Raw genomic sequence first — 24,031 nt, forward strand, 5'->3', positions numbered from 1 at the left:
GTTCCAAAGGTAAGCGAAGCGGCCGTCCGGAATTACAGCGCGGCGAGCACGCCTTCGAGCTGCCTGCGGATCTCGGGGATCGAGTGCGTCGCATCGACGATCGCGAAGCGGTGCGGCGCCTCGGCCGCTCGCCGCAGGTATTCGCCGCGCGTGCGCGCGAAAAACGCGTCGGATTCGCTCTCGAACTTGTCGGGCATCCGCGCCGCGCCGCGCCGCTCGCTCGCGACCTGCGGCGCGACGTCGAACAGCACGGTCAGGTCCGGCTGGAAGCCGCCCTGCACCCAGCGCTCGAGCGCCTCGAGCTTGTCGCGCGGCAGCCCGCGGCCGCCGCCCTGGTACGCGAACGTCGCGTCGGTGAAGCGGTCGGACACGACCCAGTCGCCGCGCGCGAGCGCGGGCTCGATCACGAGCGCGAGGTGCTCGCGCCGTGCGGCGAACATCAGCAGCGCCTCGGTCTCGAGGTCCATCGGCTGGTTCAGCAGGATCTCGCGCAGCTTCTCGCCGAGCTGCGTGCCGCCCGGCTCGCGCGTGACGACGACCTGCCGGCCGGCGCCGGCCAGCTTGTCCTGGAGCCGTTCGCAAAACCATTCGAGGTGGGTGGTCTTCCCCGCCCCGTCGATGCCTTCGAACGTGATAAATCTACCGCGCGCCATCATTGACCTCGTATGTATTTGTCCACGGCCTTGTTGTGGTCGTTGAGCGAGTCGGAAAACACGCTCGTGCCGTCGCCCTTCGCGACGAAGTAGAGCGCGCTCGTCGCCGCCGGATTGATCGCCGCCTGCAGCGCCGCGACGCCGGGCAGTGCGATCGGCGTCGGCGGCAGCCCGCGCCGGGTGTACGTATTGTAGGGAGTGTCGGCCTGCAGGTCGCGCTTGCGCAGGCGGCCGTCGTACGCGTCGCCGAGCCCGTAGATCACCGACGGATCGGTCTGCAGCGGCATGCCGATGCGCAGCCGGTTCGCGAACACCGCCGCGACGAACGCGCGGTCCGCCGCATGCCCGGTTTCCTTCTCGACGATCGACGCGATCGTCAGCGCTTCGTAAGGCGTCTTGTACGGCAGGCCCGGCGCGCGCGCCGCCCACGCCTCGTCGAGACGCGTCTGCATCAGGCGGTACGCGCGCCGGTAGATGTTCAGGTCGACCGTGCCCTTGTCGAACAGGTAGGTATCGGGAAAGAACAGCCCTTCGCCGCTGCCCCGCTTGACCGCGCTGTCCGGCGCGCCGATCGCGCGCAGCAGGTCGGCGTCGCTCATGCCGGCGGTCGTGTGCACGAGATCCGGGTTTCCGTCGAGTTCCGCGCGCATCCGCTTGAAGGTCCAGCCTTCGATCACGGTCGCGACGTATTCGTTGACGTCGCCGCGCGCGATCTTCTGCAGCACGTCGTACGGCGTGATGCCGCTCTTGAATTCGTAGTTGCCGGATTTGAGCTGGCTGGACAGGCCGAGCACGCGCGTCATCGCGACGAACGCGAACGGCTCGACGGGCACGCCGCCGCGCTTGAGCTGCTGCGCGACGCTCTTCACGCTGCTGCGCGGCTTGATCGTGACGTCGAGCGGCGCGGCGCCGAGCAGCAGCGGGCGGGTTGCCCAGTAATACGCGCCGCCCGCGCCGGCGGCGACCACAACGACGGCCAGCGCCGCGACGGTTGCGGCGCATTTCTTCAGTAGGGACATGGAAACGTGACTCAGGTAAGACCCATATAATACTTGCTCGCCTCCGTCAAAGTCAGGGTTGACTGTTCCCTCATTCCATGAGCACACCGTTCGCTTCACCGGCTGCCCAGGCCGCACCCGCCTCGCTTCCCGTGTTCCCCCGTCCGCCGGCCGCCGATTTCGACGCGGCGGGCGCGTACATGCCGCTGCCGCAGTTCGGCGTGATCGACGTCGCCGGCGACGATGCCGCGACGTTCCTGCACACCCAGCTGACCAACGACATCGAGCACCTCGACCCCGCGAGCGCGCGGCTCGCCGGCTACTGCTCGCCGAAGGGGCGCCTGCTCGCGTCGTTCCTCGCATGGCGGTCCGGCCACGACGTGCGCCTGCTGGTCTCGAAGGACGTGCAGGCCGCGGCGCAGAAGCGGCTGTCGATGTTCGTGCTGCGCGCGAAGGCGAAGCTCGCGGACGCCAGCGACGCGCTTGCCGTGGTCGGCTTCGCCGGCGACGTGCGCGCCGCGCTGTCGGGCATCTTCGACGCGCTGCCGGACGGCGTGCACGTGAAGGTCGACGGCCCCGCCGGCGCGCTGATCCGCATGCCGGACGCCGCCGGCAAGCGGCGCTACCTGTGGATCGGGCCGCGCGCGGAAGTCGACGCGCGGCTCGCCGCGCTCGACGGCAAGCTGCCCGCCGTGTCGCCGGCCGTGTGGGACTGGCTCGACATCCGCGCGGGCGAGCCGCGCGTCACGCAGCCGGCCGTCGAGCAGTTCGTGCCGCAGATGATCAATTTCGACGTGATCGGCGCGGTGAATTTCCGCAAGGGCTGCTATCCGGGCCAGGAAATCGTCGCCCGCAGCCAGTATCGCGGCACGATCAAGCGGCGCACCGCGCTCGCGCACGCCGCGGGTGACACCGACACAGTGCGCGCCGGCATCGAGCTGTTCCACAGCGACGACCCCGGCCAGCCGTGCGGGATGGTCGTGAACGCGGCGGCCGCACCGGCCGGCGGCGTCGACGCACTCGTCGAGATCAAGCTCGCCGCGCTGGAAAGCGGCAGCGTGCATCTCGGCGCGGCTGACGGCCCGGCGCTCGCGTTCGAGCCGCTGCCCTACGCATGGCCGACGGAGGCTTGAGCGGCCATCCCAATGTTCAGGCGCCGGCCCGCGCGGTGCGGCCGGCGGCCGAGGTTCGAAGCGAGAGATTTGCCCGATGTGTCTGATTGCCTTCGACTGGCAGCCCGATGCCGCCGCCGGTCCCGTATTCACCCTGGCCGCCAACCGCGACGAGTTCTTCCGTCGCACCAGTGCGCCGCTGTCATGGTGGGAGGATGTGCCCGGCCTGCTGGCCGGCCGCGATCTCGAAGCGGGCGGCACGTGGCTCGGCGTGTCGCGCGACGGCCGCTTCGCGGCGCTCACGAACTATCGCGCGCCGTTCGACATCCGCGCGGGCGCGCCGACCCGCGGCAAGCTCGTGTCCGATTACCTCGGCGGGCAGCCGGTCGCGCCGCTCGACTACCTCGCGCGGCTCGCCGAGCATGCCGCGGTGTACAACGGCTTCAACCTGCTGGTCGGCGACTGGAAGCGGCGCGAGCTCGCGTGGTTCTGCAACCGCGCGGCGGAAGACGCGGCCGGCGTCGACGCGCCCGTTCTCGTGCCGGCCGGCGTGCATGCGCTGTCGAATGGGCGGCTCGACACGCCCTGGCCGAAAGTGGTGCGCAAGCGCGCCGAACTCGGCACGCTGCTGACCGACGACCCGACACCCCCGCTCGACGACCTGATCGCGCTGATGCGCGACCCGCACATCGCCGCGGACGACGCGCTGCCGCACACGGGCATCCCGCTCGAGCGCGAGCGCGCGCTGTCCGCCGCGTTCATCGAGACGCCCGAATACGGCACGCGCGGCACCACCGCGCTGCGGGTCACGATGAAGGAAGGCGTGCGGCTGACGGTGGAAATCAAGGAACGCTGCGACGACGACGGCTCGCACCGCATCGTCCGTCCCGGCGCGTTCGAACGCGCGTTCACGTTCGACATCGACGCGACGCAGGCGCGTTGACGCGCGCGACGGTCGTCGCGTCGGCTGACGCCGCCGCGACGCTCACGGCGCGCGCGTCATCTCGACGTGCCGCACGCCGGCCTCGACGAACCACTCACCGATCGTCGAGAAGCCATGCCGCACATAGAACGGCACGGCCGTCTCCTGCGCATAGAGCCGCACGGCAGGCTCGCCGCGGCGCCGCGCCTCGTCCAGCAGCGCCTGCAGCACCGCCGAGCCGGCGCCCTGCCCGCGCGCGTCGGCCAGCACCGAGACGCGGCCGATCGTGCCCGACGGCAGCAGCCGCCCGGTCGCGATCGCGCGGCGCGCGCCCGTCGCCGCGTCGATCCGGTACGCGACGGCATGGCGCGACAGCGGATCGTCGTCGTCGAGCTCCCACTCCGGCGGAATGCGCTGCTCGCGCACGAACACTGCGTCGCGAATGCGCGCGGCGTCGCCGCCCAGCGTCGTCCAGTCGCCCGTCTCCACCTCGCAGTTCGTCATTGCGCATCCTCCGCGCGGCCGCGCCGCCGTCAAAGGTCGTCAATCGTCGTCGAATGCCGCCTTCAGCGCCGCGACCGCATCCGCATGCGCGGCGAGCACTTCGGGCACGTAGCCGCCCATCTTGAAGAATTCGTGAATCATCCCCGCGTAGCAGGTCAGCGTGACCGCATTGCCGGCCGCGCGCAGCTTGTCCGCATACGCGACGCCCTCGTCGCTCAGCGGATCGTATTCGGCGGTCGCGATCCACGCCGGCGCGACGCCCGCGAACGACGGCGCGCCGCGCGTGCCGTCGAGCGGCGCGAAACGCCAGTCGTCGCGATCGGACGGATCGCGCACGTATTGCGAGAAGAACCACTGGATCGTGTCCTGCGACAGCAGATAGCCGTTCGCGAGCCGCGCATGCGAATCGGTCTGCTGGTGGCCGGTCACGCCGGGATAGATCAGCAGCTGCAGCGCGAGCCGGATGCCCGCGTCGCGCGCGAGCACCGCGCAGACGGTCGCGAGCGTGCCGCCCGCGCTGTCGCCGCCGACCGCGAGCCGCGCCGCGTCGATGCCGAACGCGCCCGCCTCGCGATGCAGCCAGCGCAGCGCGTCGTCCGCATCGTTCGCCGCGGTCGGAAACTTGTGCTCCGGCGCGAGCCGGTAGCCGACCGACAGCACCGCGCATTGCGCGTCGCGCGCGAACATCCGGCACAGCGCGTCATGCGTGTCGATGCTGCCGACCGTGAAGCCGCCGCCGTGGTAGTACACGAGCGCCGGCAGCGGCTCCGCGAGGCTCGGCGCGACCGGCAGGTACAGGCGCGCGCCGATCGAACGGCCATCGCGCGTCGGCACGACGCAGTCCTCGACCGAGTGCATCGGCGCCGGCGCGACGTCGAGGATCGGCGCGCTCTTCTCGTAAGCCGCGCGCGCCTGCTGCGGCGTCTGATGATGATAGGACGGACGTCTGGCCCGCTCGACCATGTCGAGTATCTGGGCGATCTTCGGATTCAGCGGCATCGGCAAGCGGGCGCGGGAACGGCGCGGGAACGGTCGACAAGCGCCGTATCATGCCACGCCCGCGTCATACGAGCTGCACGAGCTGCTTGCCGAAGTTGCGGCCTTTCAGCATCCCGAGGAACGCTTCGGGCGCGCGCTCGAGCCCGTATGCGATCGACTCGCGGTAATGCAGGTGTTTCGACGCGACGAGCTCGGTCAGCTCCGCGAGCGCGGGCGGCCACGCGTCCGGATGCTCGAACACGATGAAGCCCTGCATTTTCAGCCGCGAGCGCAGGATCAGCGCCGGCGCCGCCAACGGCGCGCTCGCGCCGTCGTACGCGGCGATCATCCCGCACACGGCGATGCGGCCGAACGCATTCATCCGCGCCATCGTCGCGTCGAGCACCGCGCCGCCGACGTTCTCGAAGCACCCGTCGACGCCGTCGGGCGTCGCGGCCGCGAGGTCGTCGACGAGCCGGCCTGCCTTGTAGTCGACGCACGCGTCGAAGCCGAGCGCCTCGACGACGTAGCGGCACTTGTCCGGACCGCCCGCGATGCCGACCGCGCGGCACCCGGCGCGCTTCGCGAGCTGCCCGACGACGCTGCCGACCGCGCCGCTCGCCGCGCTCACGACGACCGTTTCGCCGGCCTTCGGCACGATGATCCGGTTCAGCCCGTACCACGCGGTGACGCCCGGCATCCCGGTCACGCCGAGGCTCGCCGACAGCGGCACGCGCGACGTGTCGACCTTGCGCAGCCCGTGGCCGTTCGACGTGCCGTATTCCTGCCAGCCGAGCGTGCCGACCACGCGATCGCCGACCGCGAACCCGGGGTGCCGCGACTCGATCACCTCGCCCGCGGTGCCGCCGATCATCACTTCGTTCAGCGGCTGCGGCGGCGCATACGACTTCGCGTCGTTCATGCGGCCGCGCATGTACGGATCGAGCGACAGGAAGTGATTGCGCACCCGCACTTCGCCGTTGGCGAGCGGCGCGAGCGGGGTCTCGACGAGCCGGAAGTTGTCGACGCTCGCCGCGCCCTGCGGACGCGACACGAGCAGGATCTGACGATTGACGATGCTCATCGCTGCCTCCAGTCCCATGCCTCGCGGCCGCGCGGGATGCGCGCCGCAAGAAAAAACGGCCCTGCCGGACAGGCAGGGCCGCACGTCGCCGCGCTTACGCGTCGCTCGGGCCGGGGTGCGCGTCCGGCGCGGTGCGGTTGCGTTGCCGGCGGATGTCGCGGCCCACCGCGAGCCGCTTCATGTACTTGAACGTGCCGAGCGCCTTCGCGACGAAGTGCCCTTCGCTGTCGCGCACCTCGCCTTCGCAGTACGCCATCGTCGTCGAGCGGTGCATCACGCGCCCGTATGCGCGCAACTCGCCACGCCCCGGCTGCATGAAGTTCACCTTCATCTCGACCGTGACGACGCCGACGCCGTCGTCGGTCAGGCTGCGCGCGGCCATCGCGAGCGCGACGTCCGCGAGCGTCATCGTCACGCCGCCGTGCGCGATGCTCCACGTGTTCATGTGCCGTTCGTCGAGCGGCAACAGGATCTCGCTGTTGCCGTCCTTCGCGGACACGAGCTGCACGCCGAGCATGTCGACGAACGGGCTCTCGATCTGCGGGCCGCCCGCGTGCCGTGCCGCGCCGCTCATCATGCCGCGTCGACGAGGTAGTCGATGCACTGGCGCGCTTCGCGCACCGCGCCGACGAATTTCTTCACTTCCTCGTGCACCGGATGCACCTGGTACGCATCGAGCGCCGCCTGGTCGACGAAGTCGGACACCAGCACGACGTCGTAGGTCGCTTCGAGGCCCGGCGTCGCGAGACCGACTTCGAGATGAAGGACGCCCGGCACGATGTCACGGCACGCTTCGAGCTTCTCCTTCAGCCTGAGCGCGTTCTGCGCGCGCGTCGCGCCTTCCGCGGTTTCCTTCAGTTTCCACATGACGATATGTCGGATCACTTCGTTCGCTCCAGTTTCAGGTCGTGATGGTTTACCATTGTGGCCCAAACCTCGTCGACCGGGAATCCTGCCCCACCCGGCTCGCCAGCCGGATGGACGGGCAGGCGCGAGCCTGCATCTTCCGCGCCGGTTGGCTACACTGCCGGCTTGTCCCCGCTATACGAAACGCACGCCATGAATCGCCCGCCCTATCTCGCGCACGCCGCGCTGCTGGAACTGGCCCGCCAATCGGCCGCCGTGTCGTCGTCGTGCACGTGCACGAAAACGCCGCTGGACGGATGGACGAGCCTGCCGCTGTCGCTGCCGGAGGATCAACTGGAAGCGGTCGGAACGCTCGTGGCGCCGGACGAGACCGACGAACCGACCTTCGACGAATATCATCCGGCCGGAACGCGCTACTGGTCGGCGGATGCGCCGATCGCCGCGCGTCATTTCCCGTACAACCGCAGCAACGTCTGCCGGTGCCGGCCATGCGGGCGCGTGTACCTGCGCTACCAGGAGGGCGGCGGCTACTTCATCGATCAGCGGATTCGCGCACTGAACCCGGAGCTGATCGTCGATGCGGGCGGTTGACGCTTTCGCATCGCGCCATCACGTGACCCGGCCCAATCGCCGTCAATGCGCGACGACGCGATTGCGCCCTTCGCGCTTCGCCTGATACAGCCGCTCGTCCACCGCGCGCAGCAGCGCGTCGACCGTGCTGCCGTCGATCCCGTACTGCGCGACGCCGACGCTGACCGTCACCTGCACCCGCTTGAAATCGAGCCCGAACGGCGCACTCGCGATCGACGAGCGCAGGCGCTCGGCCGTCATCCGCGCGCCCTCGAGCGGCATCTCCGGCAACAGCGCCATGAACTCCTCGCCGCCGACCCGCGCAATCCCGCCCGCCGGCCGGACCACGAACTCGTCGCCACCGCCCCGCGCGGTCCCGCTCCCCGGCCGAATCGCCTCGATGCATTGCCGCACGACGCCGCGCAGCACCTCGTCGCCGATCTGGTGCCCGTACGCGTCGTTGATGTTCTTGAAGTTGTCGAGATCGAACGCGAGCAGCGAGAACGGCGTGCCGTCGCGTTCCGCGCGCTGGATCTCGCGTTCGACGAGGCCGATGAACTGGCGGCGGTTCGACGCGCCCGTCAGCGGGTCGGTCGCGGCCAGGTATTCGAGTTTCTGGTTGGTGCGCCGCAGTTCCTGCAACGCGCTCTCGGTGCGCGACATCGATTCCGACAGCCGGCTCATCAGGTCTTCCTGGCTGTAGATCGCCGAAAAAGAACGCGTGGTCTGCAGCGCCTGCACGACGCCGTAGCTCAGCAGGAAGAACCCGCCCGCGAAGATCGCATGCGCGAGCCACCACATGTGGTTCCACGGCTTGCCGAGAATGAACGCGAGCGACGACAGCGCGAACGCCGTGATCGACATCCCGTAGATCGCCATCAGCGGCGAGCGGATGCGACGCGCGAGCAGCACGCCGACGTTGAGCATCGAGAACACCATCGCGCCGCCCTCCATCGACAGGCGGGTGCCGAGCGCGCCGGCGACAGGCGAATACGCGATATACGCAACCGCTGCATCGACGGCGACGAAGAACACGACCCACGGCAGCCAGGTGCGCAGGCTCGTGCGCCGGTCAACGCGATCGGACGGCCGCGAATACGACATCAGGCCGGTCAGCAGCAGGATCGCCATCACGAGCCGCGACGCCGGCCCGTACAACAGGAACAGCCAGATGTTGTAATGCGCCATCCCGGTGAAGAGGCCGTGCAGCGCATAGATCATCGCGAAGCCGAGAAAGCCGAGCGTCAGCCAGCGCAGCAGCGGTTCGCCGGACGAGCGGTAGCACACCCACGTCACGTACGTGACGAAGGCGCCCTCGAGCGTCGCCGCGGCAATCGCGAGTTCATGGAACGCGTGGCTCTCGAACGTCAGGTGCGGATCGCCGAAGAACCACAGGTATGCGATGAGATAGGCCGGCAGCAGCGCGAACCCGATCAGCAGGCACTTCGCGTAGATTTTCGCGACGGCGCTGACGGCGCGCGGCGGCTCGCTTGCGGTGTATGTCGTGCTCAATTCGGCCCCCGATCGATCCGCTGCGTTGTTCGAATACGAAAGACGCCGGACCACGACACACCGCCCGCCCCCCGCTTACGGGGCATGCGCGGCGACCGTCCGCGCGACGCGCTATCCGGCCCCTAATACCGAAAGGCAAATGTCAGAGGCTAGTATAGGTGGGGCGAATCGTTTGACAAGTAAGGGGAAACGGCATCGGTGCAGCCACGCGGATTGATTCGCATCCGTATCGGATCGCGCGGATCGGACTCATTGCCGCAGGTGGGTCGAGGCTCCCCCGGGCGGCTGTGCAGTCGGCGTGCGAACGACGCACGCCGGCCGCGCCATGGTCAGACGATTTCGAACAGGCCGGCCGCGCCCTGCCCGCCGCCGATGCACATCGTCACGACCGCATATTTCACGCCGCGCCGCTTGCCTTCGATCAGCGCGTGGCCGGTCAGGCGCGCGCCCGACACGCCGTACGGATGCCCGACCGCGATCGCGCCGCCGTTCACGTTGAGCCGGTCCTCGGGAATGCCGAGCGTGTCGCGGCAATACAGCACCTGCACCGCGAACGCCTCGTTGAGCTCCCACAGGCCGATGTCCTCGACCTTCAGCCCGGCCTGCTTCAGCAGCTTCGGCACCGCGAACACCGGGCCGATGCCCATCTCGTCCGGCTCACAGCCGGCGACCGCGAAGCCGCGGAACACGCCGAGCGGCCGCAGGCCTTCCTTCTGGGCGATGTCGGCGCTCATCACCACGCACGCGGACGCGCCGTCGGAAAACTGGCTCGCGTTGCCGGCGGTGATCACGCCGCCCGGCACGGCCGAGCGGATCTTCGACACGCCGTCGAGCGTCGTGTCCGGCCGGATGCCTTCGTCGGCCGACACCGTCACGTCCTTCGTGAAGAGCCGTCCGGTCGCCTTGTCGGCAATGCCGGCGCGCACGGTGATCGGCACGATCTCGGCATCGAAGCGCCCCGCCGCCTGCGCGGCCGCCGCCCTCAGCTGCGACTGCACGCCGTATTCGTCCTGCCGCTCCTTCGAGATCCCGTAGCGCTTCGCGACGTTCTCGGCGGTCTGAAGCATGTTCCAGTAGATCTCCGGCTTGTGTTCGAGCAGCCAGCCCTCGTGCACCATGTGCCGGTTCATTTCGTTCTGCACGCACGAGATCGACTCGACGCCGCCCGCCACGTATACATCGCCTTCGCCCGCGATGATCCGCTGCGCGGCAAGCGCGATCGTCTGCAGCCCGGACGAGCAGAAGCGGTTCACCGTCATGCCCGGCACGCTCACCGGCAGCCCCGCGCGCAGCGCGATCTGGCGCGCGATATTGGCGCCCGTCGCGCCTTCCGGGTTCGCACAGCCCATGATCACGTCCTCGACGCGCGCGGGGTCGAGCCCGGTGCGTTCGAGCGCGGCGGAAACCACGTGGCCGCCGAGCGTCGCGCCGTGCGTCATGTTGAAGGCCCCACGCCACGATTTCGCCAGCGGCGTGCGCGCAGTCGATACGATTACGGCTTCGGTCATGCGAGTCTCCTTCCTGTTCCTGCTTCCTGGATGAATGAGTGAATGCGCTACGCCGCCGGGCGCGCGCCGGCCGACGTGACCCGCGTCACGCCCGCCGCCTGCAGCTGTTGCCATGCGTTCGCGAGCGACCCGTTCAGGTCGATCGCGCGGCATGCGTCGTCGATCACCGCTGCGTCGAAGCCCGCCGCCCGCGCGTCGAGCGCCGACCACGCGACGCAATAGTCGGTCGCGAGCCCGCAGCACCACACGCGCTTCGCGCCGAGTTCGCGCAGGTAGCCGGCGAGGCCCGTGCGCGTCGTGCGATCGGCTTCGACGAAAGCCGAATAGCTGTCGACCTGCGCGTCGCCGCCCTTACGGATCACGAGGCGCGCGTGCGGAACGTCGAGGTCGCGATGCAGCGCCGCGCCGTCGGTGCCCTGCACGCAGTGCACGGGCCACAGCACCTGCTCGCCGTACGGCAGCGCGAGCGTCGAGAACGGCTCGCGCCCCGGATGGTTCGCCGCGAACGACACGTGGTCGCGCGGATGCCAGTCCTGCGTCAGCACCACCTGGTCGAAACGCGCGGCGAGCGCATTGATGACCGGCACGACCGCATCGCCGTCCGGCACCGCGAGCGCGCCGCCGGGCATGAAGTCGTATTGCACGTCGATCACGAGCAGAATGTCGTCGGTGTGTTTCATCGCGTTTCTCCCAAAGGCGCCGCGCGGCAGCACGGCAGCGCCGTCAGCCGTTGAAGCCGCGTCCGGCCTGCGCGAGTTCGGCGATCGACGGCGCGAGCTGCCACGCGTCGCCGTTCGCGGCGGCCGCATAGCGGCGGATCGCCCGCTCGACCTTGTAGAGGCCGACCGTGTCCGCATACAGCATCGGGCCGCCGCGCCACAGCGGGAAGCCGTAGCCGGTCAGGTACACCATGTCGATGTCGGACGCCTTCGACGCGATCTTCTCCTCGAGAATCTTCGCGCCTTCGTTGACGAGCGCGAACACGAGCCGCTCGACGATCTCGTCGTCGCCGATCTTGCGCCGCTCGACGCCGCGCTCCTGCGAATACGCGACGATCATCTCGTCGACGAGCGCCGACGGCTTCGCCTTGCGCTCGCCCGGCGCGTAGTCGTACCAGCCCGCGCCGGTCTTCTGGCCGAAGCGGCCCTGCTCGCACAGGCGATCGGCGATCTTCGAGTAGTGGAGGTCCGGCTTCTCGACGTAGCGGCGCTTGCGGATCGCCCAGCCGATGTCGTTGCCGGCGAGGTCGCTCATCCGGAACGGGCCCATCGCGAAGCCGAACTTCTCGATCGCGCGGTCGACCTGCGCGGGCAGCGCGCCTTCCTCGAGCAGGAACAGCGCCTGGCGGATGTACTGCTCGATCATCCGGTTGCCGATGAAGCCGTCGCACACGCCCGACACCACCGCGGTCTTGCGGATCTTCTTCGCGATCGCCATCACCGTCGCGAGCACGTCCTTCGCGGTCGCCTCGCCGCGCACGACCTCGAGCAGCTTCATCACGTTCGCCGGGCTGAAGAAGTGCATGCCGACGACGTCCTGCGGCCGCTTCGTGAACGCGGCGATCCTGTTCACGTCGAGCGTCGACGTGTTCGACGCGAGGATCGCGCCCGGCTTCGCGGCTTCGTCGAGCTGGCGGAACACCTGCTCCTTCACGCCGAGCTCCTCGAACACGGCCTCGATGATCAGGTCGGCGTCCTTCAGGTCGGCGTAGGACAGCGTCGGCGTGATCAGCGCCATGCGCGCATCGAGCTTCTCCTGCGTGAGCTTGCCCTTCTTCACCTGCGCGTCGTAGTTCTTGCGGATCGTCGCGAGCCCGCGCTCGAGCACGTCCTGCTTCGTTTCGAGCAGCACGACGGGCAGGCCCGCGTTCACGAAGTTCATCGCGATGCCGCCGCCCATCGTGCCCGCGCCGATCACCGCGACCCGGCGGACCTCGCGCACCGGCGTGTCGGCCGGCACGTCGGGAATCTTGCTCGCCGCGCGCTCGCCGAAGAACGCATGCCGCAGCGCGCGGCTTTCCGGCGTCATCATCAGCGCGACGAAGCCGTCGCGCTCCGCGATGACACCGTGATCGAAGCCGTGCAGCACGCCCGCCTCGATCGCGTCGATGCACTTGTGCGGCGCGGGGAAGTTCGGCGCGGCGGCCTTCGCCGAGTTGCGCGCGAACTGGATGAAGCCCGCGGCGTTCACGTGGACGATCTTGCGATCACGCACGCGCGGATGCGGCCCCGCCTGCGCGCCGACCTTGCGGGCGAACGCGACGGCCGCGTCGAGCAGGTCGCCCTCGGCCATCGCGTCGAACAGCCCGCTCTTCGCGAGCTGCTCGGACGGCACCGGCGCGCCCGACACGATCATGTTCAGCGCGGTCTCGAGCCCGACCGCGCGCGGCAGGCGCTGCGTGCCGCCCGCGCCCGGCAGCAGGCCGAGCTTGACCTCCGGCAGCGCGATCTGCGCGCCGGGCGCCGCGATCCGGTAATGCGCGCCGAGCGCGAGCTCGAGGCCGCCGCCCATTGCGACGCTGTGGATCGCGACGACGACCGGCTTCGCGCTCGCTTCCACCGTGCGGATCACGGTGTGCAGCGTCGGCTCCTGCAGCGCCTTCGGGGTATTGAATTCAGTGATGTCGGCGCCGCCCGAGAAGGCGCGGCCCGCGCCCGTCAGCACGATCGCGGCGACCGCCGGATCCTGCGCGGCGCGATCGAGCCCTTCCATGATGCCGAGCCGGGTCGACAGACCGAGCCCGTTGACGGGCGGATTGTTGAGCGTGATGACGGCGACGCCGTCGCGAATCGAGTAATCCACTGCCATCTGTCTGCCTCCATGCGTCGCGCGCCGGGGTGGCTGCGCTTCATTGTGCGCGGGTGAACAGCCGCTTGTCCAAGACGAACGGAGGCAGCATACAACGAAAAAGCACGGTCGTTCAATTTGAATTTGAACGCGATTCGGGGGAGGAACAACTGCTAGCAGCTCGCCGTCGGCAGCGTGTAATCCCGGAACATCTCGCGCAGCTTCAGCTTCTGCAGCTTGCCCGTGGCGGTATGCGGCAGCGCGTCGACGAACACGACGTCATCGGGAATCCACCATTTCGCAACCTTGCCGTCATAGAACGCGAGCAGTTCCTCGCGGCTCACGTCGGCGCCATCCCGCAGGACGACGACCAGCAGCGGCCGCTCGGTCCACTTCGGATGCGCGCACGCGATGCAGGCGGCCTCGGCGACCGCCGGATGCGCGACCGCGACGTTCTCGATGTCGATCGAGCTGATCCACTCGCCGCCCGACTTGATCACGTCCTTGCTGCGGTCGGTGATCTGCAGGAAGCCGTCCGGATCGATCGTCGCGACGTCGCCGGTCGGGAACCAGCCGTCCGCGAGCGGCGACGCGTCGCTGCGGAAGTAGTGGTCGACCACCCATGGCCCGCGCACCTGCAGCTCGCCGAACGCGACGCCGTCCCACGGCAACTCGCGGCCGTCGTCGCCGACGATCCGCATGTCGACGCCGCAGATCACGCGCCCCTGCTTCTCGAGCACCTTGCGCTGCGCGTCGAGCGGACGCTGCGACTGCGCCCAGGTCAGCTTCGCGAGCGTGCCGAGCGGCGACATCTCGGTCATGCCCCACGCGTGGATCACGCGCACGTCGTACTCGTCCTCGAACGTGCGCAGCATCGCCGGCGGGCACGCGGAGCCGCCGATCACGGTGCGCTCGAGCGTCGAGAAGCGCACGCCCGCTTCGCGCATGTAGTCGAGCAGCCCGAGCCACACGGTCGGCACGCCCGCCGAGAAGGTCACGCGCTCGGCCTCCATCAACGTGTACAGCGACTTGCCGTCGAGGTCCTTGCCGGGCAGCACGAGCTTGCCGCCCGTGAGCGGCACCGAGTAAGGCAGCCCCCATGCGTTGACATGGAACATCGGCACGACGGGCAGCACCGCGTCCATCGCGGACAGGTTCATTGCGTCGGGCAGCGCCGCGCCGTACGCGTGCAGCACGGTCGAGCGATGCGAATACAGCACGCCCTTCGGGTTGCCGGTCGTGCCCGACGTGTAGCAGAGCCCCGACGCCTGCTGCTCGTCGAGGCGCGGCCAGTCGTAGCGGCCGTCCTCCGCTTCGACGAGCGTCTCGTAGCACAGGAACGGCGTCGCGCCGGCAGGCAGGTGCGCGGTGTCGGTCATCGCGATCCAGCCCCGCACGTGCGGGCATTGCGGCGCGAGCGCGTCGACGAGCGGCGCGAAATTGATGTCGAAGAAGACGTAGCGGTCTTCCGCGTGGTTGACGATATAGGCGATCTGCTCGGGAAACAGGCGCGGATTGATCGTGTGGCAGACGGCGCCCATGCCGCTGATCCCGTAGTACGCCTCCAGATGCCGGTAGCCGTTCCATGCGAGCGTGCCGACGCGCTCGCCCGCTGCGACGCCGAGCCGCGCGAGCGCCTGCGCGAGCTGCTTCGCGCGCCGTTCGCAGTCGCGATACGTGTAGCGATGCAGGTCGCCCTCGATCCGCTTCGACACGATCTCGACCGCGCCCGCGTGACGCGCGGCATGCGTGATCAACGAGGACACCAGGAGCGGCATGTCCATCATCTGGCCCAGCAACGGCTTACCCATCGTCTTGTTCTCCCGGAAGGACGCGAATCGGTGTACGGCCTCGGGCCGGTGCCGCGGCCCGGCGCGCCGCCATGCGGGCGGCGCGGCGCCGCCTTACAATATCGGCTAAACCAGAGGCGCTCAACATGTCGTTTTCCCGAAGCGCAGCCGATCCGGCTGACACCCTGCCCAACCTCCCCGATCTTGCCGCCACGCTCGGCGCGCCCGCCGACGGCGCATTCGTGCGGCTCGGCGCGGCATTTCACACGCGCCTGCCGGCCGCGCCGCTGCCCGCCCCCTACGTGGTCGGCTTCTCCGACGAAGTCGCGCGGCTGCTCGGGCTGCCGTCGACGCTCGCCGGCCATCCGCAGTTCGCCGCGCTGTTCGCCGGCAATCCGACCCGCGACTGGCCCGCGGAGGCAATGTCGTACGCGTCGGTCTATTCGGGCCACCAGTTCGGCGTATGGGCCGGCCAGCTCGGCGACGGCCGCGCGCTGACCATCGGCGAGCTCGACGGCACGGACGGCCGCCGCTACGAGCTGCAGCTGAAGGGCAGCGGCCGCACGCCGTACTCGCGAATGGGCGACGGACGCGCGGTGCTGCGCTCGTCGATCCGCGAGTTCCTGTGCTCCGAGGCGATGCATCACCTCGGCATCCCGACCACGCGCGCGCTGACCGTGATCGGCTCCGACGCGCCGGTGGTCCGCGAGGAAATCGAAACGTCGGCCGTCGTCACGCGCGTGTCCGAAAGCTTCGTGCGTTTCGGCCACTTCGAGCACTTCTTCTCGAACGACCGCCCCGACCTGCTGCGCACGCTCGCCGATCACGTGATCGAGCGCTTCTACCCGGCCTGCCGCGACGCGGACGATCCGTACCTCGCGCTGCTCGAAGCGGCGACGCTGCGCACCGCCGACCTCGTCGCGCAATGGCAGGCGGTCGGCTTCTGCCACGGCGTGATGAACACCGACAACATGTCGATCCTCGGCGTGACGATCGACTACGGCCCGTTCGGCTTCGTCGACGCGTTCGATGCGAACCACATCTGCAACCACTCCGACACGCACGGCCGCTACGCGTACCGGATGCAGCCGCGCATCGCGCACTGGAACTGCTACTGCCTCGCGCAGGCGCTGCTGCCGCTGATCGGGCTACAGCACGACATCGCCGACGACGACGCGCGCGCCGAACGCGCGGTCGAGGACGCGCAGGCCGTGCTCGCGAAGTTTCCGGAGCGCTTCGGACCCGCGCTCGAACGCCTGATGCGCGCGAAGCTCGGCCTCGAGGTCGAACGCGACGGCGACGCCGCGCTCGCGAACCGGCTGCTCGAAGTCATGCACGCGAGCCATGCGGACTTCACGCTGACGTTCCGCCATCTGTCGCAACTGTCGAAGCACGACGCGAGCCGCGATGCGCCGGTGCGCGACCTGTTCATCGACCGCGACGCGTTCGACGCATGGGCGAACCTCTACCGCGCGCGCCTGTCCGAGGAAGCACGCGACGATGTGGCGCGCGCCGCCGCGATGAATCGCGTGAATCCGAAGTACGTGCTGCGCAACCATCTGGCCGAGATCGCGATCCGGCACGCGAAGGAAAAGGATTTTTCCGAAGTCGAACGGCTCGCGCAGGTGCTGCGCCGGCCGTTCGACGAACAGCCCGAATACGCGTCGTACGCGGCGCTTCCGCCCGACTGGGCCGGCTCGCTCGAAGTGAGCTGCTCGTCGTGACGCCCGCGTCCCGACCGTTCCATCAGGAGAAACGACCCATGTCCCACGATTCAGACGACAAGTCCTATCCGTACCAGAAAGACGACGCGGAACTGCGCCGCCGGCTCACGCCGATGCAGTACGAGGTCACGCAGCATGCGGCGACCGAGCGCGCGTTCACCGGCGAATACACCGACACGGAAGACCCCGGCATCTACAAGTGCGTCGTATGCAGCACGCCGCTGTTCGAATCCGGCGCGAAATTCCATTCCGGCTGCGGCTGGCCCAGCTACTTCAAGCCGCTCAACAGCGAAGTGATCGAGGAAGTGATGGACTACACGCACGGGATGGTGCGCGTCGAGGTCCGCTGCAACCACTGCGGCGCGCACCTCGGCCACGTGTTCGAGGACGGCCCGCGCGACCAGACCGGCTTGCGGTACTGCATCAATTCGGCTGCGTTAAACTTCGACTCCCGACCCGAAGACCAATGAGCGGCGCGCGGGCGGATCGGCCGGACATACCCTGCGATTCGCGACCGCGACGCCGCGCGGGCCCCTACAACGGTGAAAGGCCGCGCAAGCGGCCTTTCACGCAGCTGCGATCATCATGAAATTTTTGTTCGATCTGTTTCCGATCATCCTGTTTTTCGCCGCCTTCAAGGTGTGGGATATCTTCACCGCGACCGCCGTGGCGATCGTCGCGACGCTCGTTCAAGTCGCGTGGGTGGCGTTCCGGCACCGGAAGGTCGACACGCTGCAGTGGGTCAGCCTCGGACTGATCGTCGTGTTCGGCGGCGCGACGCTCGTGCTGCACAACCAGAAATTCATTCAGTGGAAATTGACGGTGCTTTACTGGCTATTTGCAATCGGCCTGCTCGCCGCGCGCTACGCGTTCGGCAACAACCTGATCGAGAAAATGATGGGCAAGCAGCTCACGCTGCCGCACCCCGTCTGGGACAGGCTCAACGTCGCGTGGTCGCTGTTCTTCGCGGCGCTCGGCGCGGTCAACCTGTACGTGATGCGCAACTTCACCGAGTCGCAGTGGGTGAACTTCAAGCTGTTCGGCACGACGGGCGCGATGGTCGTGTTCCTCATCCTGCAGAGCCTCTGGCTCGCGAAATACCTGAAGGACGAATGACATGAGCGATGCCTTCCTGAACGCATCGCCCGACGCGCGCATCGCGCTGATCGAGGCGCGCCTCACCGCCGCGCTCGCGCCCGTGTCGCTCACGGTGCGCGACGACAGCGCGCAGCACGCGGGCCACGCGGGCGCGGCCGCCGGCGGCCACTACACGGTCACGATCGTGTCCGCTGCATTCGCCGGCAAGGCGCGCGTCGCCCGGCACCGGCTGGTGTATGATGCGCTCGCTGATGCGATGCAGCGCGGCATTCACGCGCTCGCGATCGTCGCGTACACGCCCGAAGAATTCAACGAATCTTCAATCTAGTCGTCTCATTAGGAATTCCCGATGATCCTGAAATCCCCCCGCCTGTGGGCCGCAGCGGCCGCTCTCGCAGCAGCGCCGGCCTTCGCCCAGAACATCGCCGTCGTCAACGGCACGCCGATTCCGAAGTCGCGCGCCGACGCGATGGTCGCGCAGCTGGTCCAGCAAGGCCAGCCCGACAGCCCGCAGATGCAGCAGGCCGTGCGCCAGGAACTCGTGAACCGCGAAATCCTGATGCAGGAAGCCATTCGCCGCGGCATCCCGAACCGTCCGGACGTGAAGGCGCAAGTCGCCGTCGCGCAGCAGACCGTCGTGCTGCGCGCGCTGATCGAAGACTTCCTGAAGAAGAACCAGCCGACCGACGCCGAAGTGAAGGCGCGCTACGACGAACTGGTGAAGGGCGTCGCGAACCGCGAATTCCACCTGCACCACATCCTCGTCGACAACGAGCAGCAGGCGAAGGACCTGATCGCGAAGATCAAGGCCGGCGCGAAGTTCGAGGATCTCGCGAAGCAGTACTCGAAGGACCCGGGTTCGGGCAAGAACGGCGGCGATCTCGACTGGGCCGACCCGAAGGCGTACGTGCCGGAATTCGCGGCGGCCGCGACGAAGCTGCAGAAAGGCCAGATGACCGACGAGCCGGTGAAGACCCAGTTCGGCTGGCACATCATCCGCGTCGACGACGTCCGCGCAGTCGCGCCGCCCCCGTTCGACCAGGTCAAGCCGCAGATCGCGCAACAGATGGTCCAGCAGAAGCTGCAGGCGTTCGAGGAAAGCCTGCGGCAGCAGGCCAAGGTGCAGTAACGCCACGCTGCGCCGCATACGAAAAAGCCGCTCCACGGAGCGGCTTTTTCTTTTGGCCAGCGGCGATGCGCAGTGCCGCTACGCGTGGAAAGACGCGTGATACCGCACTTCACCCACCGGACGTGGCGCGGCGGCATCGAACGGCAGCACCATCAGGTATTCCGGCGGCGCCTGCGGAAACACGATGTCGCCTGCGGGCCCGAAGCCGAAGCGCGCGTAATAGGCGGGCTCGCCGAGCACGACGCAGCCGCGCGCGCCGAGCCGCCGCAGCGCATCGAGACCGGTGCGCACGAGCCCGGCGCCAACGCTTTGCCGCTGGCAGTCGGGCAGCACCGCGAGCGGCGCGAGCCCGTACCAGCCCGATTCACCGCCGTCGCCGATCGTCCCGATCGTCACCGGGGAAAACGCGACGTGCCCGATGATGCGCTCGTCGCGCTCCGCGACGAGCGACACGCTCAGGCAGCCGTCCGCACGCAGCGCGTCGACGATCCGTTGCTCGAACTGCCCGTGCTGCGGCGCAGCCGCGAACGCCGCGGCGATCACCCGGGCAACCGCCGCGACGTCGCTCGCGCGCTCGTCGCGCAGCGTGACGACGTCGACCGGCGCATGCGGATCGAACATCGCGTCAGCCGATCCAGCGGCGCGCGTTGCGGAACACGCGCAGCCACGGGCTCGCCTCGCCCCAGCCTTCCGGGTGCCAGCTCATCGTGACCGTACGGTGCACACGCTCCATGTGCGGCATCAGCACCGTGAAGCGGCCGTCGGCGGTCGTCACCGACGTGATGCCGGCGGGCGACCCGTTCGGGTTGAACGGATAGCTCTCGGTCGCGTTGCCGCGATGGTCGACGTAGCGCATCGCGACCGCGACGCGATCGATGTCGCCCTGCTGCGAGAAGTCCGCATAGCCTTCGCCGTGCGCGACCGCAACCGGAATCCGCGAGCCTTCCATCCCCGCGAAGAAGATCGACGGCGACGACTGGACCTCGACGAACGAGAAGCGCGCCTCGAACTGCTCGGACTTGTTGCGCGTGAACTTCGGCCATGCATCCGCACCCGGGATCATCGACGCGAGGCTCGACAGCATCTGGCAGCCGTTGCAGATGCCGAGCGCGAACGTGTCCTGCCGCGCGAAGAACGCCGAGAACATGTCGGCGAGGTTCGCGTTGAAGCGGATCGTCTTCGCCCAGCCCTCGCCCGCGCCCAGCACGTCGCCGTACGAGAAGCCGCCGCACGCGACCGCGCCGGTGAAGTCGGCAAGCGTCGCGCGGCCCGCGAGCAGGTCGCTCATGTGCACGTCGTGCGCGTCGAAGCCCGCGCGGTCGAACGCATACGCGGTTTCGAGGTGCGAGTTCACGCCCTGCTCGCGCAGGATCGCGACGCGCGGACGCGCGCCCGTCGCGATGTACGGCGCGGCGATGTCGTCGGCCGGCTCGAACGTCAGCACCGGCGAGATGCCCGGGTCGGCCGCGTCGAGCAGCGCGTCGTATTCGGCATCCGCGCAGGCCGGGTTGTCGCGCAGGCGCGCGATGCGCCAGCTCACCTCGCTCCACGCGCGATGCAGCTCGGCGCGCGGTGCGTCGTAGATCTTCTTCGCGTCGCGGTACACCTCGATCACGTCGCGCTCGTTGACCGAGCCGATCACGTGCGAGCACGTCGACAGCCCGAACTCGCGCAGCGCGCCGAGCACCGCGTCGCGGTCCGTCGCGCGCACCTGCACGACGGCGCCGAGCTCTTCCGAGAACAGCGCGCGCAGCGTGCGGTCGTCGCGGCGGCCGCTCGTCTGCTTCGCCCAGTCCTTCGCGTCGCCGTAGTCGGATTCGTGATTGGCGTCGAGCGTCAGCATGTCGACGTTCAGCGACACGCCCGCGTGGCCCGCGAACGCCATTTCGCAGACCGTCGCCCACAGGCCGCCGTCCGAGCGGTCGTGGTACGCGAGCAGCAAGCCTCGCGCATTCAGCGACTGGATCGCGTCGAAGAAGCGCTTCAGGTCTTGCGGATCGTCGACGTCCGGCGTCGCGTCGCCGACCTGCTGCGTGACCTGCGCGAAGATGCTGCCGGCCATCCGGTTCTTGCCGCGGCCGAGGTCGATCGCGATCAGCACGCTGTCGCCGGCGTCGGCGACGCGCTGCAGCTGCGGCGTCAGGTGGCGGCGCACGTCTTCGACCGGCGCGAATGCGGAGATGATCAGCGAGACCGGCGCGACCACTTCCTTCGCGACGCCCTGCTCGTCCCACTTCGTCTTCATCGACAGCGAGTCCTTGCCGACCGGGATGCCGATGCCGAGGGCCGGGCACAGCTCCATGCCGATCGCCTTCACCGTGTCGAAAAGCGCGGCGTCTTCGCCGGCGGTGCCGCACGCGGCCATCCAGTTCGCGGACAGCTTCAGCTTGTCGAGCGACGCGATCGGCGCGCTCGCGATGTTGGTGATCGCCTCGCCGACCGCCATGCGGCCCGACGCCGGCGCGTCGATCACGGCGAGCGGCGTGCGCTCGGCCATCGTCATCGCCTCGCCCTTGAAGCCCGCGTAGTCGAGTGCCGTCACCGCGCAGTCGGCCACCGGCACCTGCCACGGGCCGACCATCTGGTCGCGCACCGACGTGCCGCCGACCGAGCGGTCGCCGATCGTGATCAGGAACGACTTGCTCGCGACCGTCGGGTGCTTCAGCACGTCGACAGCGACCTGCGCGAGCGCGACGCCCGTGACGTCGACCGGCGCGCGTTCGGTGCTCACGCGCGTGACGTCGCGGTGCATGCGCGGCGGCTTGCCGAGCAGCACTTCCATCGGCATGTCGACCGGGTATTCGTCAGCGCCCGTCGCCTCGTCGTCGACGAGCCGCAGCTGGCGCTCGTCCGTCGCGACGCCGACCACCGAGAATGGGCAACGCTCGCGCGCGCAGATCGCCTCGAAGCGCGGCAGGTCGGCCGGCGCGATCGCCAGCACGTAGCGCTCCTGCGCCTCGTTCGACCAGATCTCGCGCGGCGACAGGCCCGACTCCTCGAGCGCGACCTTGCGCAGCTCGAAGCGCGCGCCCTTGCCCGCGCCGTCGACGATCTCGGGGAACGCGTTCGACAGGCCGCCCGCGCCGACGTCGTGAATGCTCAGGATCGGGTTCTCGTCGCCGAGCTGCCAGCAGCCGTTGATCACTTCCTGCGCGCGCCGCTCGATTTCCGGGTTGCCGCGCTGCACCGAGTCGAAGTCGAGCTCGGCCGTGTTCGCGCCGGTCGCCATCGAGCTCGCCGCGCCGCCGCCCATGCCGATCCGCATGCCGGGGCCGCCGATCTGGATCAGCAGGGAGCCGGCCGGCACGTCGTGCTTGTGCGTGTGCGCGTCGGAGATGTTGCCGAGGCCGCCCGCGATCATGATCGGCTTGTGATAGCCGCGCACCTGGCCGCCGACGTTCTGCTCGTACACGCGGAAGTAGCCGCCAAGGTTCGGGCGGCCGAATTCGTTGTTGAACGCGGCGCCGCCGAGCGGGCCGTCGATCATGATCTGCAGCGGCGACGCGATGCGGTCCGGGCGGCCGTACGGGCCGTGCTGCTCGTTCGGGTTGCGCTCGGCCACCGGCTGCGCGGCGTCGCGCGCGTTTTCCCACGGCTGGCGCGCGCCGGGCAGGTCGAGGTTCGACACCGTGAAGCCCGTCAGGCCCGCCTTCGGACGCGCGCCGCGGCCCGTCGCGCCTTCGTCGCGGATCTCGCCGCCCGCGCCGGTCGCCGCGCCCGGGAACGGCGAGATCGCCGTCGGGTGGTTGTGCGTCTCGACCTTCATCAGCGTGTGCGTGAGCTCGGTGTGGCGGCCGTAGCGCTCGCCGGGCTCGCCGGCCGCGCCCGCGCCGCGCGGGAACCAGCGCTCCGCTTGCGCACCCATCATGATCGACGAGTTGTCCGAATACGCGACGATCGTGCCTTGCGGGCTCAGCTTCTCGGTGTTGCGGATCATCGCGAACAGCGACATGTCCTGCGCTTCGCCGTCGATCGTCCACTGCGCATTGAAGATCTTGTGGCGGCAGTGCTCGCTGTTCGCCTGCGCGAACATCATCAGCTCGACGTCGGTCGGGTTGCGCTCGAGCTTGCGGAACGCGTCGACCAGGTAGTCGATCTCGTCGTCGGCGAGCGCGAGGCCCAGCTCGACGTTCGCGCGCTCGAGCGCGCCGCGGCCCTGCGCGAGCACGTCGACCGTCGCGAGCGGCTTGGCCGGCAGCTCGTCGAACAGGTGCTTGGCGTCGTCGCGCGACGCGACCGCGCTTTCGGTCATCCGGTCGTGCAGCGCGGCCGCGACCGCGGCGCGCGCGTCGTCGGACAGCGCCTTCTTGCCGCCGAGCAGGCCCGACTTCAGCGTGACCGTGTACTCGACGCCGCGCTCGATGCGGCGCACGTGCGTGAGGCCGCAGTGCTGCGCGATGTCGGTCGCCTTGCTCGCCCACGGCGAGACCGTGCCGAAGCGCGGCAGCACGACGAAAGTCTCGACCGCGCCCTTCTCGGCCGCCGCCTCGAACGGCGCGCCGTAGTGCATCAGCGCGTCGATGCGTGCGCTGTCATCGGCCGACAGCGGCTCGGCGGCATTGACGAAGTGCAGGTACTGGCCGCGCACCGCGACGATGTTGGCGTCGATTTGCCTGAGCGTATCGAGCAGACGGGTTTGACGGAAATCGGAGAGGGCCGAAGCGCCGGGAAAACACGAGAAGTGAGCCATGGGCTGGACTGACGTCGATGAGTCGCGCAAGGTGGCGACGTGGGGCAAAAGGAAGGCCGTAATTATACCCGGAAGTCGGGCGCCCAAGCCCGTCCGCGGCGCGTG

At 69.1% G+C, this 24,031-nt stretch carries 22 protein-coding genes; 8 read left to right on the forward strand and 14 right to left on the reverse strand.

The genetic code is table 11. The annotated features are described in order from the left end of the window. Nucleotides 1–32 precede the first annotated feature (32 nt). The gene (tmk, locus tag KY49_RS08780; protein WP_042584204.1) at nt 33–653 is read right to left on the reverse strand and encodes a dTMP kinase; all 621 of its coding nucleotides are present in this window, start codon (nt 651–653) and stop codon (nt 33–35) included. After that, nucleotides 653–1,672: an endolytic transglycosylase MltG gene (gene mltG, locus KY49_RS08785; protein ID WP_042584205.1), complete on the reverse strand. Its 1,020-nt coding sequence runs from the start codon at nt 1,670–1,672 to the stop codon at nt 653–655. Before mltG ends, tmk begins: the two co-directional genes overlap by 1 nt. A gap of 77 nt (nt 1,673–1,749) precedes the next feature. Between mltG and ygfZ the strand changes: the two genes are divergently transcribed. Together ygfZ and KY49_RS08795 are read left to right on the forward strand one after the other, a co-directional pair. Then, complete coding sequence (gene ygfZ, locus KY49_RS08790) at nt 1,750–2,784, forward strand: CAF17-like 4Fe-4S cluster assembly/insertion protein YgfZ (RefSeq protein ID WP_042584206.1); 1,035 nt, start codon at nt 1,750–1,752, stop codon at nt 2,782–2,784. Between the two features lie 76 nt (nt 2,785–2,860). Beyond that, nucleotides 2,861–3,706, forward strand: a complete 846-nt coding sequence (locus KY49_RS08795; RefSeq protein ID WP_042584207.1) for an NRDE family protein — start codon at nt 2,861–2,863, stop codon at nt 3,704–3,706. Nucleotides 3,707–3,748: 42 nt separating this feature from the next. Here the strand turns inward: KY49_RS08795 and KY49_RS08800 are convergent, their stop codons facing one another. The 5 genes from KY49_RS08800 to KY49_RS08820 all read right to left on the reverse strand — a co-directional run bounded on the left by KY49_RS08800 (nt 3,749) and on the right by KY49_RS08820 (nt 7,136). Continuing rightward, nucleotides 3,749–4,189 carry a GNAT family N-acetyltransferase gene (locus KY49_RS08800; RefSeq protein WP_010092166.1) on the reverse strand — a complete coding sequence of 147 codons (441 nt, stop codon included), beginning with the start codon at nt 4,187–4,189 and terminating at the stop codon, nt 3,749–3,751. A gap of 39 nt (nt 4,190–4,228) precedes the next feature. Further along, the gene (locus KY49_RS08805) at nt 4,229–5,188 is read right to left on the reverse strand and encodes an alpha/beta hydrolase (RefSeq protein ID WP_042584208.1); all 960 of its coding nucleotides are present in this window, start codon (nt 5,186–5,188) and stop codon (nt 4,229–4,231) included. 64 nt (nt 5,189–5,252) lie between these two features. After that, complete coding sequence (locus tag KY49_RS08810) at nt 5,253–6,251, reverse strand: NADP-dependent oxidoreductase (protein WP_042584209.1); 999 nt, start codon at nt 6,249–6,251, stop codon at nt 5,253–5,255. Between the two features lie 94 nt (nt 6,252–6,345). Then, nucleotides 6,346–6,825, reverse strand: coding sequence for a PaaI family thioesterase (locus KY49_RS08815; protein ID WP_042584634.1), 480 nt, complete (start codon nt 6,823–6,825; stop codon nt 6,346–6,348). After that, complete coding sequence (locus tag KY49_RS08820) at nt 6,825–7,136, reverse strand: Dabb family protein (RefSeq protein WP_042584210.1); 312 nt, start codon at nt 7,134–7,136, stop codon at nt 6,825–6,827. Before KY49_RS08820 ends, KY49_RS08815 begins: the two co-directional genes overlap by 1 nt. A gap of 174 nt (nt 7,137–7,310) precedes the next feature. Between KY49_RS08820 and KY49_RS08825 the strand changes: the two genes are divergently transcribed. Beyond that, nucleotides 7,311–7,709: a hypothetical protein gene (locus KY49_RS08825; RefSeq protein ID WP_042584211.1), complete on the forward strand. Its 399-nt coding sequence runs from the start codon at nt 7,311–7,313 to the stop codon at nt 7,707–7,709. 42 nt (nt 7,710–7,751) lie between these two features. Here the strand turns inward: KY49_RS08825 and KY49_RS08830 are convergent, their stop codons facing one another. From KY49_RS08830 to KY49_RS08850, 5 genes are all read right to left on the reverse strand, one after another. Beyond that, entirely contained in the window at nt 7,752–9,200 is a 1,449-nt protein-coding gene (locus KY49_RS08830; RefSeq protein ID WP_042584212.1) for a sensor domain-containing diguanylate cyclase, read from the reverse strand. Between the two features lie 329 nt (nt 9,201–9,529). Then, nucleotides 9,530–10,708, reverse strand: coding sequence for an acetyl-CoA C-acyltransferase (locus tag KY49_RS08835; protein ID WP_042584213.1), 1,179 nt, complete (start codon nt 10,706–10,708; stop codon nt 9,530–9,532). Between the two features lie 47 nt (nt 10,709–10,755). Continuing rightward, nucleotides 10,756–11,388, reverse strand: a complete 633-nt coding sequence (gene pncA, locus KY49_RS08840; protein WP_042584214.1) for a bifunctional nicotinamidase/pyrazinamidase — start codon at nt 11,386–11,388, stop codon at nt 10,756–10,758. Nucleotides 11,389–11,431: 43 nt separating this feature from the next. Beyond that, the gene (locus tag KY49_RS08845) at nt 11,432–13,516 is read right to left on the reverse strand and encodes a 3-hydroxyacyl-CoA dehydrogenase NAD-binding domain-containing protein (RefSeq protein WP_042584215.1); all 2,085 of its coding nucleotides are present in this window, start codon (nt 13,514–13,516) and stop codon (nt 11,432–11,434) included. A gap of 152 nt (nt 13,517–13,668) precedes the next feature. Further along, nucleotides 13,669–15,306 (reverse strand): 3-(methylthio)propionyl-CoA ligase, encoded by a 1,638-nt coding sequence (locus tag KY49_RS08850; protein WP_042584216.1) that lies wholly within the window; start codon nt 15,304–15,306, stop codon nt 13,669–13,671. A 125-nt stretch (nt 15,307–15,431) separates the two neighbouring features. On the opposite strand from KY49_RS08850, the gene KY49_RS08855 reads away from it, so the two are divergent. The 5 genes from KY49_RS08855 (at nt 15,432) to KY49_RS08875 (ending at nt 19,236) form a co-directional block, all read left to right on the forward strand. Continuing rightward, nucleotides 15,432–17,009 carry a protein adenylyltransferase SelO gene (locus KY49_RS08855; RefSeq protein ID WP_042584217.1) on the forward strand — a complete coding sequence of 526 codons (1,578 nt, stop codon included), beginning with the start codon at nt 15,432–15,434 and terminating at the stop codon, nt 17,007–17,009. A gap of 38 nt (nt 17,010–17,047) precedes the next feature. Beyond that, entirely contained in the window at nt 17,048–17,479 is a 432-nt protein-coding gene (msrB, locus tag KY49_RS08860; protein ID WP_042584218.1) for a peptide-methionine (R)-S-oxide reductase MsrB, read from the forward strand. A 115-nt stretch (nt 17,480–17,594) separates the two neighbouring features. Next, nucleotides 17,595–18,125, forward strand: coding sequence for a septation protein A (locus KY49_RS08865; RefSeq protein ID WP_042584219.1), 531 nt, complete (start codon nt 17,595–17,597; stop codon nt 18,123–18,125). 1 nt (nt 18,126) lies between these two features. After that, nucleotides 18,127–18,435: a BolA family protein gene (locus KY49_RS08870; protein ID WP_042584220.1), complete on the forward strand. Its 309-nt coding sequence runs from the start codon at nt 18,127–18,129 to the stop codon at nt 18,433–18,435. 21 nt (nt 18,436–18,456) lie between these two features. Further along, nucleotides 18,457–19,236: a peptidylprolyl isomerase gene (locus tag KY49_RS08875; RefSeq protein ID WP_042584221.1), complete on the forward strand. Its 780-nt coding sequence runs from the start codon at nt 18,457–18,459 to the stop codon at nt 19,234–19,236. A gap of 78 nt (nt 19,237–19,314) precedes the next feature. Here the strand turns inward: KY49_RS08875 and KY49_RS08880 are convergent, their stop codons facing one another. Both KY49_RS08880 and purL read right to left on the reverse strand, forming a co-directional pair. Then, a complete protein-coding gene (locus KY49_RS08880; RefSeq protein WP_042584222.1) occupies nt 19,315–19,857 on the reverse strand; it encodes a GNAT family N-acetyltransferase in 543 nt (180 codons plus the stop codon). Nucleotides 19,858–19,861: 4 nt separating this feature from the next. Next, complete coding sequence (gene purL / locus KY49_RS08885) at nt 19,862–23,926, reverse strand: phosphoribosylformylglycinamidine synthase (protein WP_042584223.1); 4,065 nt, start codon at nt 23,924–23,926, stop codon at nt 19,862–19,864. Nucleotides 23,927–24,031 lie beyond the last annotated feature (105 nt).

This window comes from Burkholderia sp. MSHR3999 (assembly GCF_000833595.1).
GTDB lineage: Bacteria > Pseudomonadota > Gammaproteobacteria > Burkholderiales > Burkholderiaceae > Burkholderia > Burkholderia ubonensis.

What these genes read in the sequence shown, in the direction of transcription:
- KY49_RS08810 (WP_042584209.1), bottom strand. Translation starts at nt 6,251, where the DNA reads ATGAGCATCGTCAATCGTCAGATCCTGCTCGTGTCGCGTCCGCAGGGC.
- KY49_RS08850 (WP_042584216.1), bottom strand. Translation starts at nt 15,306, where the DNA reads ATGGGTAAGCCGTTGCTGGGCCAGATGATGGACATGCCGCTCCTGGTG.
- msrB (WP_042584218.1), top strand. Translation starts at nt 17,048, where the DNA reads ATGTCCCACGATTCAGACGACAAGTCCTATCCGTACCAGAAAGACGAC.
- KY49_RS08795 (WP_042584207.1), top strand. Translation starts at nt 2,861, where the DNA reads ATGTGTCTGATTGCCTTCGACTGGCAGCCCGATGCCGCCGCCGGTCCC.
- KY49_RS08835 (WP_042584213.1), bottom strand. Translation starts at nt 10,708, where the DNA reads ATGACCGAAGCCGTAATCGTATCGACTGCGCGCACGCCGCTGGCGAAA.
- tmk (WP_042584204.1), bottom strand. Translation starts at nt 653, where the DNA reads ATGGCGCGCGGTAGATTTATCACGTTCGAAGGCATCGACGGGGCGGGG.
- mltG (WP_042584205.1), bottom strand. Translation starts at nt 1,672, where the DNA reads ATGTCCCTACTGAAGAAATGCGCCGCAACCGTCGCGGCGCTGGCCGTC.
- KY49_RS08815 (WP_042584634.1), bottom strand. Translation starts at nt 6,825, where the DNA reads ATGAGCGGCGCGGCACGGCACGCGGGCGGCCCGCAGATCGAGAGCCCG.
- KY49_RS08855 (WP_042584217.1), top strand. Translation starts at nt 15,432, where the DNA reads ATGTCGTTTTCCCGAAGCGCAGCCGATCCGGCTGACACCCTGCCCAAC.
- KY49_RS08870 (WP_042584220.1), top strand. Translation starts at nt 18,127, where the DNA reads ATGAGCGATGCCTTCCTGAACGCATCGCCCGACGCGCGCATCGCGCTG.
- KY49_RS08800 (WP_010092166.1), bottom strand. Translation starts at nt 4,189, where the DNA reads ATGACGAACTGCGAGGTGGAGACGGGCGACTGGACGACGCTGGGCGGC.
- KY49_RS08875 (WP_042584221.1), top strand. Translation starts at nt 18,457, where the DNA reads ATGATCCTGAAATCCCCCCGCCTGTGGGCCGCAGCGGCCGCTCTCGCA.
- KY49_RS08845 (WP_042584215.1), bottom strand. Translation starts at nt 13,516, where the DNA reads ATGGCAGTGGATTACTCGATTCGCGACGGCGTCGCCGTCATCACGCTC.
- ygfZ (WP_042584206.1), top strand. Translation starts at nt 1,750, where the DNA reads ATGAGCACACCGTTCGCTTCACCGGCTGCCCAGGCCGCACCCGCCTCG.
- KY49_RS08880 (WP_042584222.1), bottom strand. Translation starts at nt 19,857, where the DNA reads ATGTTCGATCCGCATGCGCCGGTCGACGTCGTCACGCTGCGCGACGAG.
- purL (WP_042584223.1), bottom strand. Translation starts at nt 23,926, where the DNA reads ATGGCTCACTTCTCGTGTTTTCCCGGCGCTTCGGCCCTCTCCGATTTC.
- KY49_RS08825 (WP_042584211.1), top strand. Translation starts at nt 7,311, where the DNA reads ATGAATCGCCCGCCCTATCTCGCGCACGCCGCGCTGCTGGAACTGGCC.
- KY49_RS08865 (WP_042584219.1), top strand. Translation starts at nt 17,595, where the DNA reads ATGAAATTTTTGTTCGATCTGTTTCCGATCATCCTGTTTTTCGCCGCC.
- pncA (WP_042584214.1), bottom strand. Translation starts at nt 11,388, where the DNA reads ATGAAACACACCGACGACATTCTGCTCGTGATCGACGTGCAATACGAC.
- KY49_RS08805 (WP_042584208.1), bottom strand. Translation starts at nt 5,188, where the DNA reads ATGCCGCTGAATCCGAAGATCGCCCAGATACTCGACATGGTCGAGCGG.